This is a genomic window from Homoserinimonas flava (assembly GCF_054969005.1).
Window position 1 is genome coordinate 588645 of sequence record NZ_JBUEQS010000003.1, and the last position, 15019, is coordinate 603663.

The 15019-nt window shown below is 65.6% G+C and carries 19 protein-coding genes; 13 read left to right on the forward strand and 6 right to left on the reverse strand.

The features are described 5' to 3' along the window. Nucleotides 1–288: 288 nt before the first annotated feature. Nucleotides 289–921 (reverse strand): uracil phosphoribosyltransferase, encoded by a 633-nt coding sequence (upp, locus tag ACY48M_RS11750; protein ID WP_462820465.1) that lies wholly within the window; start codon nt 919–921, stop codon nt 289–291. Nucleotides 922–1019: 98 nt separating this feature from the next. On the opposite strand from upp, the gene ACY48M_RS11755 reads away from it, so the two are divergent. Beyond that, nucleotides 1020–1487: a nucleoside deaminase gene (locus tag ACY48M_RS11755; protein ID WP_462820553.1), complete on the forward strand. Its 468-nt coding sequence runs from the start codon at nt 1020–1022 to the stop codon at nt 1485–1487. Here ACY48M_RS11755 and ACY48M_RS11760 read toward each other — a convergent pair. Then, nucleotides 1452–2414 carry a cation diffusion facilitator family transporter gene (locus ACY48M_RS11760; protein WP_462820466.1) on the reverse strand — a complete coding sequence of 321 codons (963 nt, stop codon included), beginning with the start codon at nt 2412–2414 and terminating at the stop codon, nt 1452–1454. The two genes, ACY48M_RS11755 and ACY48M_RS11760, sit on opposite strands and share 36 nt — an antisense overlap. Nucleotides 2415–2437: 23 nt before the next feature. Here ACY48M_RS11760 and proC point away from each other — a divergent pair, with 23 nt between their 5' ends. Beyond that, nucleotides 2438–3277: a pyrroline-5-carboxylate reductase gene (proC, locus tag ACY48M_RS11765; protein ID WP_462820467.1), complete on the forward strand. Its 840-nt coding sequence runs from the start codon at nt 2438–2440 to the stop codon at nt 3275–3277. 22 nt (nt 3278–3299) lie between these two features. Here the strand turns inward: proC and ACY48M_RS11770 are convergent, their stop codons facing one another. Both ACY48M_RS11770 and ACY48M_RS11775 read right to left on the reverse strand, forming a co-directional pair. Then, complete coding sequence (locus tag ACY48M_RS11770) at nt 3300–3968, reverse strand: potassium channel family protein (protein WP_462820468.1); 669 nt, start codon at nt 3966–3968, stop codon at nt 3300–3302. Beyond that, on the reverse strand, nt 3961–5385 hold the full coding sequence (locus ACY48M_RS11775; RefSeq protein WP_462820469.1) for a TrkH family potassium uptake protein: 1425 nt from the start codon (nt 5383–5385) through the stop codon (nt 3961–3963). The genes ACY48M_RS11770 and ACY48M_RS11775 overlap by 8 nt, the downstream gene beginning before the upstream one ends. Before the next feature lie 85 nt (nt 5386–5470). Here ACY48M_RS11775 and ACY48M_RS11780 point away from each other — a divergent pair, with 85 nt between their 5' ends. The 4 genes from ACY48M_RS11780 to ACY48M_RS11795 all read left to right on the forward strand — a co-directional run bounded on the left by ACY48M_RS11780 (nt 5471) and on the right by ACY48M_RS11795 (nt 6956). Further along, nucleotides 5471–6004 (forward strand): ArsR/SmtB family transcription factor, encoded by a 534-nt coding sequence (locus ACY48M_RS11780; protein WP_462820470.1) that lies wholly within the window; start codon nt 5471–5473, stop codon nt 6002–6004. 135 nt (nt 6005–6139) lie between these two features. Beyond that, on the forward strand, nt 6140–6334 hold the full coding sequence (locus ACY48M_RS11785) for a helix-turn-helix domain-containing protein (protein WP_462820471.1): 195 nt from the start codon (nt 6140–6142) through the stop codon (nt 6332–6334). Nucleotides 6335–6458: 124 nt separating this feature from the next. Continuing rightward, nucleotides 6459–6557: a 30S ribosomal protein bS22 gene (locus ACY48M_RS11790; RefSeq protein ID WP_003792170.1), complete on the forward strand. Its 99-nt coding sequence runs from the start codon at nt 6459–6461 to the stop codon at nt 6555–6557. Between the two features lie 135 nt (nt 6558–6692). Further along, nucleotides 6693–6956 (forward strand): glutaredoxin family protein, encoded by a 264-nt coding sequence (locus ACY48M_RS11795; RefSeq protein WP_462820472.1) that lies wholly within the window; start codon nt 6693–6695, stop codon nt 6954–6956. A gap of 25 nt (nt 6957–6981) precedes the next feature. Here the strand turns inward: ACY48M_RS11795 and ACY48M_RS11800 are convergent, their stop codons facing one another. After that, nucleotides 6982–7539, reverse strand: a complete 558-nt coding sequence (locus ACY48M_RS11800; RefSeq protein WP_462820473.1) for a hypothetical protein — start codon at nt 7537–7539, stop codon at nt 6982–6984. A 114-nt stretch (nt 7540–7653) separates the two neighbouring features. Here ACY48M_RS11800 and ACY48M_RS11805 point away from each other — a divergent pair, with 114 nt between their 5' ends. Both ACY48M_RS11805 and ACY48M_RS11810 read left to right on the forward strand, forming a co-directional pair. Beyond that, the gene (locus ACY48M_RS11805; RefSeq protein WP_462820474.1) at nt 7654–8061 is read left to right on the forward strand and encodes a cupin domain-containing protein; all 408 of its coding nucleotides are present in this window, start codon (nt 7654–7656) and stop codon (nt 8059–8061) included. Between the two features lie 50 nt (nt 8062–8111). Then, on the forward strand, nt 8112–8891 hold the full coding sequence (locus ACY48M_RS11810) for a hypothetical protein (RefSeq protein ID WP_462820475.1): 780 nt from the start codon (nt 8112–8114) through the stop codon (nt 8889–8891). Nucleotides 8892–8898: 7 nt separating this feature from the next. Here the strand turns inward: ACY48M_RS11810 and aspS are convergent, their stop codons facing one another. Beyond that, nucleotides 8899–10227 carry an aspartate--tRNA(Asn) ligase gene (gene aspS, locus ACY48M_RS11815; RefSeq protein WP_462820476.1) on the reverse strand — a complete coding sequence of 443 codons (1329 nt, stop codon included), beginning with the start codon at nt 10225–10227 and terminating at the stop codon, nt 8899–8901. A 150-nt stretch (nt 10228–10377) separates the two neighbouring features. On the opposite strand from aspS, the gene ACY48M_RS11820 reads away from it, so the two are divergent. From ACY48M_RS11820 to ccsB, 5 genes are read left to right on the forward strand one after another with little or no spacing between them, the layout of a single operon-like run. Then, complete coding sequence (locus ACY48M_RS11820) at nt 10378–11016, forward strand: histidine phosphatase family protein (RefSeq protein WP_462820477.1); 639 nt, start codon at nt 10378–10380, stop codon at nt 11014–11016. Between the two features lie 2 nt (nt 11017–11018). After that, a complete protein-coding gene (locus ACY48M_RS11825) occupies nt 11019–11618 on the forward strand; it encodes a TlpA family protein disulfide reductase (RefSeq protein ID WP_462820478.1) in 600 nt (199 codons plus the stop codon). Next, nucleotides 11618–12370, forward strand: a complete 753-nt coding sequence (locus ACY48M_RS11830) for a cytochrome c biogenesis CcdA family protein (protein ID WP_462820479.1) — start codon at nt 11618–11620, stop codon at nt 12368–12370. Before ACY48M_RS11825 ends, ACY48M_RS11830 begins: the two co-directional genes overlap by 1 nt. A gap of 40 nt (nt 12371–12410) precedes the next feature. Continuing rightward, nucleotides 12411–13991: a cytochrome c biogenesis protein ResB gene (gene resB / locus ACY48M_RS11835; RefSeq protein ID WP_462820480.1), complete on the forward strand. Its 1581-nt coding sequence runs from the start codon at nt 12411–12413 to the stop codon at nt 13989–13991. Beyond that, a complete protein-coding gene (gene ccsB, locus ACY48M_RS11840) occupies nt 13991–14962 on the forward strand; it encodes a c-type cytochrome biogenesis protein CcsB (RefSeq protein ID WP_462820481.1) in 972 nt (323 codons plus the stop codon). The genes resB and ccsB overlap by 1 nt, the downstream gene beginning before the upstream one ends. The last annotated feature ends 57 nt before the right edge of the window (nt 14963–15019 follow it).

Genomic DNA, 15019 nt, shown 5'->3' on the forward strand with positions numbered 1-15019 from the left:
TCAGGTGTGCGCTGAGGATGATCGCCCCGCTATGAGGGGGAGGTCACCCGGAGTTCTGGCTCATAGCAACGCCGCAACAGCAGCGGGCTGGGTGAGGGCGAACTCGGCGGTTGAGTGCCGGGTTAGGCGCACATTCGACAACACATCGCGCTGCGTGCCAGCATCATGCCGGCATTCCTCGAAGCCCCAGAAGAGGTCAAGGTGCGCGCGAATGGAGTCATGGGCTCAAGTATCGGTGAGAGAGGGGCAAAAAGGCAAGTCGTGCCGCGAGAAAGTGCCCGACGGTGGTTAGACCGTGCCGTAGAGACGATCGCCGGCGTCGCCAAGGCCCGGCACGATGTAGCCGTGCTCGTTGAGGCGCTCGTCGAGCGCACCGAGCACAATCGTGAGGTCGCGACCCTCGGTGGCCTTATCGATGGCGGAAAGACCCTCGGGGGTGCCGAGGAGGCAGATCGCCGTGACATCCTGTGCACCGCGGTCGAAGAGATAGTTGACGGCGGCGAGCAGCGACCCACCCGTCGCGAGCATGGGGTCGAGCACGAAGCACTGCCGGTTCGACAAATCGTCTGGCAGCCGCTCGGCATAGGTGGTCGGCTCGAGCGTCTCCTCATTGCGCACCATGCCGAGGAACCCGACCTCGGCGGTTGGCACGAGCTTTACCATGCCCTCGAGCATGCCGAGGCCGGCGCGCAGGATGGGCACGACAAGGGGGCGAGGGTTCGCGATCGCGAGCCCCGTCGTCTCGGCGACCGGGGTCTGGATGGTGAGCGGCACAGTGCGAACGTTGCGTGTCGCCTCATAGGCGAGCAGCGTCACAAGCTCTTCGGTGAGGGCGCGGAAGGTGGGGGAGGCGGTGTTCTCGTCGCGCAACACGGTGAGCTTGTGCGTGATGAGCGGGTGGTCGGCAACGTGAACTCGCATACGCTCAAACCTAGCCGAGGAGCACCGTGTCGAGTGAAGGGTGAGGAGTGGACGTGAACAGCCCAGCCGCGAATAGCCCCGCCGCCTACGCGGAGCGGATGCGCGAACTCATCGCCGATGCGGAGCTCGCCGCCGCACACGCCGACGTACCAGTGGCAGCGGTGGTGCTCGCCGCCGACGGCAGCGTCATCGGGCGTGGCCGCAATGAGCGCGAACTGCGCCAAGACCCCACAGCGCACGCCGAGATCCTCGCGCTGCGGGCGGCGGCGGATGCCACGGGCGACTGGCACCTCGAGGGCACAACGCTCATCGTGACACTCGAACCGTGTGTCATGTGTGCCGGGGCGATCCTCGCCGCACGCGTGCCCGTCGTGGTGTTCGGTGCGTGGGACGAGAAGGCCGGGGCATCCGGCAGTGTGCATGACCTGCTGCGCGATCGGCGGCTTCCGTATCGCGCTGAGGTCTTTGCGGGGGTGGAGGCGGAGGCGTGCGCTGCCCAGCTCACGGCCTTCTTCGAGCGACTGCGGACGTCAGTCGAGGCCGCGGATGACGAACACGTCGGTTGACGGGTTGGCATCTGAGGGCTTGCGATAGATGTCGGGCTCGATGTAGATGACGCGGGCGGCAGGCACGGCTTCGCGGATGGCGGTCTCGACCTCGTCGATGCTCTCGGCAATGTCGGTCATCCGCTCCTTTGGGGCGAATGCGACCTTGGCGCCGACGAGCATTTCGTCGGGGCCCAGGTAGAGGGTTTTCATGTGGATGAGCGACTCGACCTCGGGGTGCGCGTTGATGGCATCGCGGATCGCATCGGTGTCGCCAGCGGAGGCACCTTCGCCGACGAGCAGGCTCTTCGTCTCGATGCCGAGCACGACGGCGACGAGCACGAGCAGCAGGCCGATCGCGATCGTTCCGATGGCATCCCACATCGGGTCACCGGTGAGGATGGTGAGGCCGACGCCCGCGAGGGCGAAGACGAGGCCGAGGAGCGCCGCGACATCCTCAAGCAGCACGACGGGCAGTTCTGGTTGCTTCGCCCGGCGCACGAACTGCACCCACGTCTGCTTGCCGCGCACAAGGTTCGACTCCCGCACGGCGGTTCGGAGCGAGAACGATTCGAGCGTGATCGCGATCAGCAGCACCACGATGGGCAGCCACGGCACCTCAAGGGGGTGCGGGTGCGTGAGCTTGTTGACGCCCTCATAGAGGGAGAACACGCCGCCGACGCTGAAGAGGATGATCGAGACGACGAAGGCGTAGACATAGCGCTCGCGGCCGTAGCCGAACGGATGCTCGATGTCGGCTTTCTTCTTCGCCTTGCGCCCGCCAAGCAACAGGAGGGCCTGGTTGCCCGCGTCGGCAACCGAGTGCACACCCTCAGCGAGCATGGCGCTCGAGCCGGAGAAGAACCAGGCGATGAACTTGGTGATGGCAATGCCCGTATTCGCGAGCAGCGCCGCGATGATTGCCTTGCTTCCGCCGGTAGCGCTCATGCGATCAATCCTAGGATGCTGCCATGACAGATTTCCCTCCGACGATCGCTTTCCTCGGTGCCGGCTCCATGGGCTCCTCGATCCTCCGGGGGCTCCTTGCAGACAGCGGGTTCGCCGCCGCCGACATCCGGGTGACGAACCGCACAGATACCAGTGCCGCAGCCCGCTCGTGGCCGGCATCTGTCACCTCGCTCTCGCTTGAGTCGGATGCCCGTGCGAATCTCGTCGCCGTCGATGGTGCCGACATCGTCATCATCGGAGTCAAGCCGGGGATGGTGGCCGACGTGCTGCGCGAGATCGGGCCTGCCCTTGCGCCGGGCGCCGTCGTGGTGAGTGTCGCTGCGGCGGTGTCGATCGCCGCGATGGAGGCGGTGCTGCCGTCGGGCACGTCGGTCGTGCGCTCGATGCCGAATACGCCGACGGCGGTCGGGCTTGGCGTGACGGCGCTCAGCCCCGGCGAGCATGTCGATGATGCGCAGTTCGCGAGCGTCATGGCCCTTTTCGAGGCGGTCGGGCTCGCGCTCGTGGTGCCGGAGGGCCGCATGGAAGCAGTGACCGGGGTCTCCGGCAGCGGCCCCGCGTACGTCTACTACCTGGTCGAGTCGTTCATGCGGGGTGCCGAGGCGCAGGGCTTCTCGGCCGACGAAGCCGAGCGCCTTGTCGTGCAAACCTTCACCGGTGCGCTCGAAATGCTTCGCGTCTCCGGCAAGTCCGCAGAGCAACTGCGCCGCGACGTCACGAGCCCCAACGGCACGACGGAACGCGCCATCACGGTGCTGCAGGATGCCGACCTGCCGGCCGTGCTCACGGCCGCCGTCGAAGCATCGGCCGCCCGTTCGCGCGAAATGAGCGCTGGCGGCTGAGCCAAACCAGGCCTGCGCTGAATCAGGCCTGCGCCGCGAAGCGCTCGATATCGGCGGCGTTGCCGCTCACGATGACGAGGTCGTGGTTCGAGATCATAGTGTCGGCTGTGGCGTAGGTGAAGTCCTTGCCGGGGGACTTGATGCCGACCACGGTGAGCCCGTACTTCTTGCGCACCCCGGACTCCGACAGCGTCATCCCGCGGATCGCCTTCGGGGGGTACATCTTCACGATGGCGAAGTCGTCGTCGAACTCGATGAAGTCGAGCATCCGGCCCGAGACGAGGTGGGCGACGCGTTCGCCGGCTTCGGCCTCCGGATAGATCACGTGATTAGCGCCGATGCGCGCGAGGATCTTGCCGTGTGACTGGCTGATCGCTTTCGCCCAGATTTGGGGAATCTTGAGGTCAACCAGGTTCGCCGTGATGAGCACGCTCGACTCGACGGATGATCCGGTCGCAACAACCGCGATCGAGAAGTCTTGCGCACCGATTTGCCGGAGTGCATCGATGCTGCGTGCATCCGCCTGCACCGTGTGGGTGACGCGCTCCGACCATTTCTGCACGAGCGCCGGATTGGTGTCGACCGCGAGGACCTCGCGGTCGAGCCGGTCGAGCTGGCCGGCGGTTGCCGCGCCGAATCGGCCGAGGCCGATGACGAGCACCGGGGCGTCGTGGGGGATACGGTCAACCAACGATGGGCCTCTCTTCCGCTCGCCTGAACAACTGTCGGCGTTGGGAGGCCGCCAAGGCGGCGGCCAACGTCACTGTACCAACGCGACCGGCCCACATGGTGGCCGCGAGGGCGTACTTGCCGGGGTCTGGCAGCGTTTCGGTGAGACCGGTGCTCAGGCCAGAGGTCGCAAACGCTGAGATGACGTCGAAGAGCACGAGATCGAGCGGTGCCTTCGTGAGGTGCAGGATGAAGATGGTTGCGCTCGCGACGATCGTCGCGCCCCACAGGGTGACACTCACCGCGAGTCGAAGCACATCGGTGGGGATGCGGCGGTCGAAGACCTGCATGTCCTCGTCACCCTTGGCTTCGGCGAATGCCGCGAGAAAGAGCACGGCGAGTGTTGTCACTTTAATGCCACCGGCGGTCGAGGCCGAGCCTCCGCCGACGAACATGAGCATGTCGAGCACGAGCAGGGTGGAGCCATTGGCCGCACCGATGTCGATGGTGGAGAACCCACCCGAGCGCGACATCACCGAGATGAATGTCCCGGTCAATGGTTTCGACAGCGAGTCCTGACTGCCCAGCGTGGCGAGGTTGTTCCACTCGAGCAGTGTGATCGCGATGGCGCCGAGAAAGATGAGGCCGATGGTCGTGGTCAGCGTGAGCTTGACGTGCACCGACCAGCGCTTCGGGCTGCGCCAGCCGCGAGCGAGCGCGAAAATCACAGGGAACCCGAGGCTGCCGAGAAACACGGCGACGGCGAGCACGGAGAGCATCCAGGGGTCTCCGACGAATGGCCCGAGCCCGTCGGGATTCGGTGTGAAGCCGGTGTTGGTGAAGGCCGACGCCGCGTAATAGAAGGACTGCCATACAGCGGTCCACCCATCGAAGCCGGCGACGAGCAGCCGCGGATAGATGATGGCGGCGACGATGAGCTCAATGATGAAGGCGCTGATCGCTACCGTTGCGAGCAGCGAGCCGATTTCACCGAGCCTGATCGCCTGCGACTCCGAGACGGGGCCGTGGTGGATGCGGGAGGGGTTGGTGTCGCTTGCCGCCATGAGGCGGGCTCGCAGCCCGAGGCGCCGCGACACGACGAGGCCCATCAGGCTGGCGACGGTGAGCACCCCGATGCCGCCGACCTGCAACCCCACCAGGATCGCAATATTGCCGAAGAGGCTCCAGTGGGTGCCCATGTCGACGACCGTGAGGCCGGTGACACAGATGGTCGAGACCGCGGTGAAGAGGGCGTCAGCAAACGAGGTCGACTGATCTTCGGCGTGCGAGATGGGGAGCATCAGCACGATGGTGAGGATGACAATGAGCGTCGTGAAGACGAGGATCGCGAATCGCGCGGGCGAACCGGTGGCGAACGCGTCGAACGCGTCGCGGAATCGGCCACTAGCACTCGCGCGAGTCACGGGCTTCGTGCGCATTCGTCCCTAGTCCCCTCCCGCGTCGGCGGTGGCCCCGCAACAGCTTGCCATGGTACTCCTCGGCCAAGCCCATTAGCCTGTTGCCATGGCGGATATTTTTGGGGTGATAGCGGATGCGACCCGCCGCGAACTCCTGCACATACTTCTCGAGCGCTACTCTGCAATAGATAACCCCGGCGGGGACATCAGCGTCGGCGATCTCGTCGAGACCCTCGGGCTCACCCAGCCAACCGTCTCCAAGCACCTGAAAGTGCTGCGGGATGCTGGCCTTGTGGCTGTCCGCGAGGTCGGTCAGCACCGCTATTACCGGCTCGAGTCGGCCCCCCTTGAGGTCGTTGAAGACTGGCTCCTCCCGTTTCTCGGCGCAGGCTATGACACGGATGCCGCGGCTGAGGTCGCACACGGCGCCACCACGTTCGCCGCGTGGTCGGGTGCGCCGCTGCCGGCACCCCTCCGTCGGGCTGGCGAGACACTGCACCATCCGGCCGAGGCGGGCACCGCGATGGGCCGTGCTGTGGCCGATGCGACGCACGGTGCGCGCCACCGTTTCGAGGAGGCATCCGAAAACCTCGAGCGCCGGGTGCTTGAACCGATCAAGAAGAAGCTCAAGAAAGACTGAAGTCGCGCCACGCCGCAGCCCTGTGTTCGATGCCGCGACATGCGCTGTATAGACAATCAGTCACATCTACCCCTAGAGTGGCGTTTCAGCACTCCAGTCACACCCGCACCGAGTGCTCTGCATGAGGGGTATTCGATGTCACGCGATCTTTCTGACGTGAAATTCTTGACGGTGGCCGAGGTCGCCGACATGATGCGCGTATCCAAGATGACCGTGTATCGACTCGTGCACTCCGGAGAGCTGCCCGCCATCCGCTTTGGGCGATCATTCCGCGTTCCAGAATCCGCCGTGCAGGCCGCAATCCAGTCGCATATCGCCGACGTCGGCTGACTCCAGCGCTGTCAACTCGCCTCGCCGAATCTCGGCTACACTGTCGAGAGGCATTTTTCCGCGGTTCTGAACGGACCCGGTCGACCGTTCACGAATCAGTGAAGCCAGAATTTATGAGGTGCGTATGGGTTCAGTAATCAAGAAGCGTCGCAAGCGTATGGCGAAGAAGAAGCACCGCAAGCTGCTTCGCAAGACGCGCCACCAGCGACGCAACAAGAAGTAGCAGCGTCGCACCGCGACGTTGCTCCGGCGACAATCGCCACTTCGCAAACGCCAGGCATCACGCCTGGCGTTTCTGCGTTGCCGAGCGTGCTCTGCCTCGCGCCCAGACGCTCTGCCTCGTGCCTAGAGTGGTGACATGACCGAGCTCACACTGCTCATCCGACCGGGGTGCCACCTGTGCGACGACGCGCGGGAGACGGTCACCGGCGTGCTCGCTGAACTTGCGGCCGCGGCATCCGGGGTCGTGGCGACACTGGAGGAACGCTCGATCGTCGACGATCCGGCGCTGCTCGACCGCTACTCCGAGGAGATCCCGGTGCTGCTCATCGACGGGAGCGTGCACAACATCTGGCGCATCGACCCCGACCGGCTGCGTGCCGCGCTGCTCGCCACCGTCTGAACGAGGCCCACCGCTTGAATGAGGCCTAGTGGCGCTTCGCCGCCGCCTCGGCCTCAGCGCGTGACTCGTAGACAGGCTCATCGCGCACGAACACAAGGCGCTCCTCTGGCGCGACCAGCAGCAGGTCTTCAGATTCCTCGGCGGTGTCGAAGTCGGATGCGGTGAGCGGTTCGCCGCCGAGATGCACCGTGACAAGGCCACTGCCGGTCTCGAGTGCATCAACCTCAAGGGCGGGGAGCGGCTTGCCGTGGCGTTCGATGAGCTGGCCGATCGCCGCACCGATGCCCTCGCTCGACTGCATGAGCGCCTTCTCGTCGATGACCGTGTAGTCGTAGCGGGCTCGCACCGTGAGGGTGAGCTCGTCGGCGCCGTCAGACTCGTCCGGCTCTTCGGCCTCGTCGAACAGCTCGTCGAGGGCGTCGCCGTATGCACCGACCGCCTCCCACAGTTGTCGGTCGGTGTCTTCGGCCTCGCGCTCGCTGCCAGACCCGGCCGCCACGACATCGATGTGTCGACGGAGAATCTCGAGGAGGGCCTCGCCGGACTCGATGGCGGGGGTGCGTGCGGGATCGTTGCGGCTCATGCCGCCACGCTAGCATCGTGCCCGAGTCGCCCACCGTGCTCGACCTCGGCGCGAAGCAGGCCTCACCCGATTTTCACAGCCCACGTTGCAGGCTCGGGGCGTAACGTCCGGAACATGACGAATCTCATCCACTTCACCATTGCTACAGAAGCCGAGAAGAGTGCCGACTTTCGGCGCGTGCTCTGGACGGGCGAGCACACGCAGCTCGTCATCATGACGATTCCCGTCGGCGGCGAGATCGGTGCGGAGACGCATCCGGAGAACGACCAGATTCTCACGATCGTGAGCGGCACCGGCGAAGCCACCGTCTCGGGGCAGAAGCGCAAGCTCGCACAGGGCGACCTTGTCGTGGTGCCGGCTGGACACCACCACAATTTCGTCAACACGGGCCCCAACCCGCTCGTGCTCTACACGGTGTACGGGCCCGCCGACCACGCCGACGGTGCGGTGCACGCCACGAAAGAAGAGGCCGACCGCCTTGAGGAGGCAGGCAAGGACGAGCCGCCGGCATTCGCCGAGTAGATCGTCACGGGGCAGACTCGCAGGGTTCGCCCTTAGGGTGGGCCGCTGTCATGACTTCGACCCGCCACCCACAGCCTGATGGACAGCCCCGGCCTGATGGACAGCTACAGCGCCGCGGGCGCCGCCGCGCCGCGCAGGCTTCCACGTGGACCGGCATGCTCGCGACGCTGCCATCGCCGGGCTCGCGCCTGACGGGTCACGCGCGCCGTGGCATCCGCCCGGGTGCATTTGCCGGGCTGGGAGTCGCAGCGCTTGCCATGGTGCTCGTGATGGCGGTCGCGGTGTTCCCCAATCTGGCGGGCACTGCCGCGGCCGACACGAGTGCTGCACCGGCGGCGCAATCGTTGGAGATCGTCACCCCGGCACCGGTCGAGCCGACCGTCCGTGACAGCTACGCGGCGACGCCGGGGGTTGACACGTATGTCGCCGGCGGCACGAACCGTGACTGGGCGAGCCTCGTGCTGCTCTATGGCGACTGGCCGGTGACAGAGAACAACGTCACGGTGATTTTGCGGTGGATGCGACAGGAGAACTACGTGAAGAGCTGGTGGAACCGCAACAACCCGCTCAACAACGGGTGGGGTTCTGGCGGCGGTGGGGGCCTCGGCTCGTATCCGAACCTCCGGGTCGCGGCGCAGAATGCCGCCGAAGCGCTGCATACGCCGCCCGGCTATGCGGGCATCCGCGACGGCTTTGCCGCCTCAGCCGCGACCGAGGTCACCGAGGCGGCGATCTGGGCGTCGCCATGGGCGACCAGCCACTACAACAACGGTGCCCACTGGCACTACGACCCGGTCGAGATCATCAAGGCCCCGGCCGAAGCCTGGTAGGTGCGCCCTACGGCAGCAGGCGGTTCGGCCCGCGGAACAGGTACGTGGTCTCGCGCAGGTTCGGCAGCCCGAGCATGAGCATGAGCACGCGTGAGAGACCCATGCCGAAGCCGCCGTGGGTCGGCACCCCGTAGCGGAAGAAGTCGAGGTAGAAGTCGAGCTCTTCGGGGTCGAGACCCTTCTCCTTTGCCTGCTCGATGAGCACATCAACGCGGTGCTCGCGCTGGGCGCCCGTCGAGATCTCGACGCCGTTGTAGATGAGGTCGTAGCTCTTGGTGAGCGACCCGTCGCCCTCGTGACGCATGTGATAGAACGGCCGGATGCTCGAGGCGTAGTCGGTGAGAAAGACAAAATCGTGCCCAAACGTCTCTTTGACGTAGGCGGCGATCTGGCGCTCACCCTCCGGGTCCATGTCGTCGTCGGCGCGGGGAACCTCGTAGCCGCGCTCGGCCACGACGCGCTTCGCCTCGGCGAGCGGGATGCGGGGGAACGGGGTCGTCGGCACCTGCAGCTCGAAGCCGAAGAGTGCCTCGATCTCGGCACCATGCTTCGCCTTGACGGCGGTGATGCCGGCGACAAGCAGCTCTTCGTGCATCCGCATGACGTCGTCGTGCGAGTCGATCCAGCTGATCTCGGCGTCCACCGAGGTGAACTCGGTCGCGTGACGTGAGGTGAACGAGGGGTCGGCGCGGAAGGCAGGTCCAATCTCGAAGACCTTGCCAAAGCCGGCCGGCTGCGCCATCTGCTTGAAGAACTGGGGGCTCTGGGCGAGGTAGGCCTTGGTCTCGAAGTACTCGACCTCGAAGAGCTCGGCGCGGGATTCGCTCGCGCTCGCCATGAGCTTGGGGGTGTGGATCTCGATGAAGTCGTTGTCGATCCAATAGGTGCGCCACGCGTGCTCCAGGGTCGTCTGCACCTTGAAGACGAGCGAGTGCTTCGGCACGCGGAGATCAATGAAGCGCCAGTCCATGCGCTTGTCGATGCCGCTGTCGTCGGCGATCGGCGTCTCGGGGATGGCCTGTGACACGACCTCGAGCGCGTCGAGCTTGATCTCGACGCCGCCGAGCTTGACGCGCTCGTCGTGCTTGAGCTCACCCGACGCGGTGACGAAGCTGCCCTGGCTGAGCCCGGAGATGGTCTCGGCCACCGCATCCTCTGCCGGCGTGCCATCCTCGTTGAAGATGCGCGGGTGCACGAGCTGCACGGCGCCGGACTCGTCGCGGAGCACGACGAACTGCACCTTCTTCTGGTCTCGCACCGTCTCCACCCAGCCGGAAACAGAGGTGGGGCCGTCGGATGCTGCGGCCAGGTTCTTGATGAGGGTGCGTTCAGTCACGCGCTCAAGTGTAGTTCCGTCGGTTGAGTAGGCCGCCCGCGGCCGTATCGAAACCCTCTGGATCACGGTCTGGTTTCGATACGGCCCTGGCGGGCCTACTCAACCGGCGGTGGAGCGAATCCAAAGGTGACGCCTGCCTAGACTGGAACCGTGCCTGCATCCCTCATCCACCTCGTGCGCCACGGTGAGGTGCACAACCCGGAGGGCGTGCTCTACGGGCGCATCCCCGGCTTCCACCTCTCCGAACTCGGGCACCGCATGGCGGAGATCGCCGCAACGTCGCTGGCCGAGCATCCGGTGGCTGCGCTCTATGCATCGCCGCTGCAGCGGGCGCAGGAGTCGGCCGAGCCGTGGTCGAAGCAGTTCGGCCTCGAGATCACAACCGACGAGCGTCTCATCGAACCGACGAACCGTTTTGAGGGCAAGACCTTCGAGTTCGGCCCCAAGGTGTTGCTCCGCCCCGCATCGTGGCCCTTGGTGGTGAACCCGCTCAAGCCGAGCTGGGGCGAACCGTTCGCGAGTGTCGCCGACCGCATGCTCGCGGTGCTCGAGGATGCGTGGAACTCGGTTGATGACGGCGAGATTGTCATGGTGAGCCATCAGATGCCCATCGTGATGGTGCAGCGCTACGTCACGGGCCGCAAGCTCTATCACGACCCCCGCAAGCGGCGCTGCAGCCTCTCAAGCATCACGACGCTGACGCGTGAGGATGACGTCTTCGTTGAGACCGGCTACACCGAGCCGGCAGCGGCCTTGCTCGCACAGGCCGCCGATTTGGGGGCGGTGTGACGATGCGCGCGACTCGATGGCGCCGCGCCGTGCTCGTCGCGGCGGTGGCTGGTCTTGTGCTGAGCGGATGCACGAGCGACGAGCTTGCCGAGCAATACGGCAACGGCGGCTCCGGTGGAACAGAGTCGGTTGACGGCACCATTCTCGAAATCCCCGCGGAGTCGCGCGCCGAGGCGCCAAGCTACAGCGGCATGACCGATACCGGCGTCGAGGTGTCAAACGATGACTACGCCGGCCGTGTTGTGGTCGTGAATTTCTGGTACGCGGCGTGCGGCCCCTGCCGCGCCGAAGCCCCAGATCTCGAATCGCTGTACCAGAAGCACAAAGACTCCGGCGTGACGTTCATCGGGGTGAACACGATCGATCAAGCCGACACGGCGCTCGCGTTTGCGCGCACCTACGGCATCACCTACCCGTCGATCATGGACGCCGACACGGGTGAGGTGCGCCTCGCGTTCGCCGGCCAGGCGTCGCCGGCCGCCGTGCCAACGACCCTCGTGCTCGACAAAGAGGGCCGCGTCGCCGCGCGCTTTCTCGGGCAGATCACCGCGCCGTCGAATCTCGACACGGTGATCCGCGAGCTCGTCGCAGAGGAACTGTAGTGGGCATCGGCGAGATCGTCCTCAGCGGCAACCTTCTCATCGCCATCCCGCTCGCCATCCTCGCCGGGCTCGTTTCGTTTGCCTCACCCTGCGTGCTGCCCCTCGTGCCCGGCTACCTCGGCTATATCGGGGGCGTCGCCGAGGGCTCCGATACGGATGCCGGCCGCCGCCGCTCCCGCAATCGCCTGCTGCTCGGGGTGCTGCTCTTCGTGCTCGGTTTCAGCGTCGTGTTCGTCACCTTCGGCCTGCTGTTTGGCGTGGCCGGACTCCTGCTTGAGCGCTGGATGGATCTCATCACCCGCATCGCCGGTGTTGTGATTATTGTGATGGGGCTCGTGTTCATGGGCCGGTTTGCCGCGATGCAGCGCACCGTAAAGCCGCGATGGCAGGCCGCCACCGGGCTCGTCGGTGCCCCCTTTCTCGGCATCGTCTTCGGCCTCGGTTGGGCGCCGTGCATCGGCCCGACACTCGCGGCCGTACTCGCGTTGAGCCTCGACGGTGGTTCGCCGGGGCGGGGTGCGCTCCTCGGTGCCGCCTACTGCCTTGGCCTCGGCATCCCGTTCCTGCTCGTCGCCCTCGGCTTCGGCTGGGTTTCCGGCTCGGTGGCGTGGCTCAAGCGCAACATCCGTGTGGTGAACCTCATCGGCGGCGGGATGCTCGTGCTCATCGGCGTGCTCATGGTCTCTGGTCTCTGGACCCGGTTCACATCGACCCTGGGGTCGGTGATCGGCAGCTTTGTCCCGGCCATCTGACCACATCGACAGCGCGGCACCAACGCCACGCGGCGACGACGTGAACCAGCCAGCACTCGGCTTCGTCGGCATGCTGCGATTCTTTTGGCGCCAGCTCACGAGCATGCGCACCGCCCTTGTGCTCTTGCTCCTGCTCGCCCTCGCGGCGATCCCGGGGTCGCTCGTGCCGCAGCGTTCGGCCGACCCCAACGGTGTCGTGCAGTACTACACCGACTACCCCGATCTTGCCCCCGTGCTCGATGCGGTGCAGCTCTTCGACGTGTTCAGCTCCGTCTGGTTTTCGGCGATCTACCTGCTGCTCTTCGTCTCGCTCATCGGCTGCGTCATCCCGCGCACGAGCCACCACCTGAAGGCGCTCCGCACGCCCCCACCGAAAACGCCGGCACGCCTGCAGCGGCTCGAGACCTACCGCGCGGGCCGCGTGGAGGGTGTCACCGCGGCATCCGCCATCGAGTCGGCGCGATCGATGCTGCGCCGCTCCGGCTATCGGGTGCGGGTCTTCGAGTCGGCTGGCACGCATTCGGTGTCGGCCGAGCGCGGGTATTTGCGCGAAACCGGCAACCTTGTCTTCCATACCGCGCTCATCGGGGTGCTCGTCTCGGTGGCCCTCGGCAGCGGCTTCGCCTACAACGGCCAGAAGGTGGTCGTGGAGGGTGCACCCTTCGTCAACGTGCTCAACGACTACGACAGCTTCGAATCCGGCAGCTTCTTCGACGAGTCGACACTGCCGCCCTACCGCCTCACGCTCAACGACTTCTCGGCGAGCTACGAGATGGAGAACGTCAACGCGTTCGGGTTTGCGAGCAACTTCAGGGCGGATGTCACGGTCTACGAAGACGACCAAGACCCGTATGAGGCAGAGGTGCGGGTCAACGAGCCGCTCAACATCATGGGGCTCGACACCTACCTCGTTGGCAACGGCTATGCGCCGCACATCACGGTGACGGATGCCGACGGCAACATCGCGTTCACTGGCGCCGTGCCGTTCATCCCGCAAGACGACAACCTCACGTCGCTCGGCATCATCAAGGTGCCGGATGCCCTGCCAGAGCAGATCGGCATGCGCGGCTTCTTCTATCCGACGGCGGCGGAGCTCGACACCGGCGCCCTCACCTCCACCTTTCCCGACCTGTATGAGCCCGTGCTCACCCTCAATGTGTACACGGGCGACCTCGGCATCGATGACGGCACCCCGCGTTCCGTGTATTCACTCAACGTCGATGACATGACTGAGATCGTCGGCGGCGACTCCGGCCTCGATTCGATCGTGCTCACGCCGGGCGAGTCGTACACGCTGCCAGACGGACTCGGCACCGTGACCTTCGACGACATGACCGAGACGTCGCCGAGCAACGAATCGGTGTTGAGGTTTGCCTCATTCGATGTCCACTACGACCCCACCGCGGGCTGGGTGCTCTTCTTCGTGATCCTCGTCATCGGGGGGCTCATCACGGGGCTCTTCGTGCCGCGGCGTCGCGTCTGGGTCAAAGCGGTCGACGACGATGGCGGCATCCGTCTCGAGTATGCGGGCCTTGCGCGCGGCGACGACCCCGGTCTCGATGCCGCCGTTGGCGGCCTAGCTGAGCGTCACAGTGCGGCGCTCCGGGATACGATGAACTGATGGCTGCCACGCTCGATTCCTACTCGCTTGTCGCGATCTATTCGGCGATGGCGGTGTACACGCTCGCGTTCATCCTCTTCACGATCGACCTGGCAAAGCGCTCGGCCAACACATCGAGCGCTGCAAGCCAGCTTGCGATGACGGAGGGGCAGCTCGCGAATGCCGGTGGGGCGTCAACGACTGCGACGGCGACACTCGAGCGCAAGGCCGTGGCGGCACCACAACCTCGCTACGTGTTCGAACGCGTCGCCTTCGCGCTCACCGTGCTCGCAACCCTCGTGCACGTCGGCGCTGTGGTGCTGCGCGGGGTCGCGCAGGGCTTCGTGCCGTGGGCGAACATGTTCGAGTTCTCGCTCACCTCCTCGGCCATCATTTCGGTCGTCTTTGTCCTGCTGCAGTTCTGGCAGAACCTCAAGTTTCTTGGGGTCTACATGACCGGCTTCGTGCTTATCTCGCTCGGCGTCGGCACCGTCAACTTCTATGTGCCGGTCAAGCCGCTACCCGACGCGCTCGATTCGGCCTGGCTCGTCATCCATGTTTTCGTCGCGGCACTCGCGACAGCGCTCTTCGCGATCGGCGCGGCGCTCTCACTGCTCCAGCTGCTGCAGGCGCGGCGCGAAGCGGGCGGCAAAGGCCTCGGCTTTCTCCGCACCCTCCCCAACGCCTTCAAGCTCGAAAACTCCGCCTACCTCGTCACCGTCGTCGGCTTCGTCTTCTGGACGTTCACCCTCGTCGCCGGCGCCATCTGGGCCGAACGCGCCTGGGGTCGCTACTGGGGCTGGGACACCAAAGAGGTGTGGACGTTCATCATCTGGACGATCTACGCCGGCTACATCCACGCGCGGGCAACCCGCGGTTGGCGCGGCGCCCGCTCGGCCTGGCTCGCCCTCATCGGTTTCGCCTCAGTGATCTTCAACTACACCGTCGTCAACCTCTTCTTCAAGGGACTGCACAGCTACAGCGGGCTGTAGGTCTCGCCGCTGGTTGAGTAGGCGCTTCAGCGCCGTATCGAAACCTCAACAGCCGTC

Coding starts and splice junctions, on each gene's coding strand:
- upp (WP_462820465.1), bottom strand. CDS start 921: ATGCGAGTTCACGTTGCCGACCACCCGCTCATCACGCACAAGCTCACC.
- ACY48M_RS11755 (WP_462820553.1), top strand. CDS start 1,020: ATGCGCGAACTCATCGCCGATGCGGAGCTCGCCGCCGCACACGCCGAC.
- ACY48M_RS11760 (WP_462820466.1), bottom strand. CDS start 2,414: ATGAGCGCTACCGGCGGAAGCAAGGCAATCATCGCGGCGCTGCTCGCG.
- proC (WP_462820467.1), top strand. CDS start 2,438: ATGACAGATTTCCCTCCGACGATCGCTTTCCTCGGTGCCGGCTCCATG.
- ACY48M_RS11775 (WP_462820469.1), bottom strand. CDS start 5,385: ATGCGCACGAAGCCCGTGACTCGCGCGAGTGCTAGTGGCCGATTCCGC.
- ACY48M_RS11780 (WP_462820470.1), top strand. CDS start 5,471: ATGGCGGATATTTTTGGGGTGATAGCGGATGCGACCCGCCGCGAACTC.
- ACY48M_RS11785 (WP_462820471.1), top strand. CDS start 6,140: ATGTCACGCGATCTTTCTGACGTGAAATTCTTGACGGTGGCCGAGGTC.
- ACY48M_RS11790 (WP_003792170.1), top strand. CDS start 6,459: ATGGGTTCAGTAATCAAGAAGCGTCGCAAGCGTATGGCGAAGAAGAAG.
- ACY48M_RS11795 (WP_462820472.1), top strand. CDS start 6,693: ATGACCGAGCTCACACTGCTCATCCGACCGGGGTGCCACCTGTGCGAC.
- ACY48M_RS11800 (WP_462820473.1), bottom strand. CDS start 7,539: ATGAGCCGCAACGATCCCGCACGCACCCCCGCCATCGAGTCCGGCGAG.
- ACY48M_RS11805 (WP_462820474.1), top strand. CDS start 7,654: ATGACGAATCTCATCCACTTCACCATTGCTACAGAAGCCGAGAAGAGT.
- ACY48M_RS11810 (WP_462820475.1), top strand. CDS start 8,112: ATGACTTCGACCCGCCACCCACAGCCTGATGGACAGCCCCGGCCTGAT.
- ACY48M_RS11825 (WP_462820478.1), top strand. CDS start 11,019: ATGCGCGCGACTCGATGGCGCCGCGCCGTGCTCGTCGCGGCGGTGGCT.
- ccsB (WP_462820481.1), top strand. CDS start 13,991: ATGGCTGCCACGCTCGATTCCTACTCGCTTGTCGCGATCTATTCGGCG.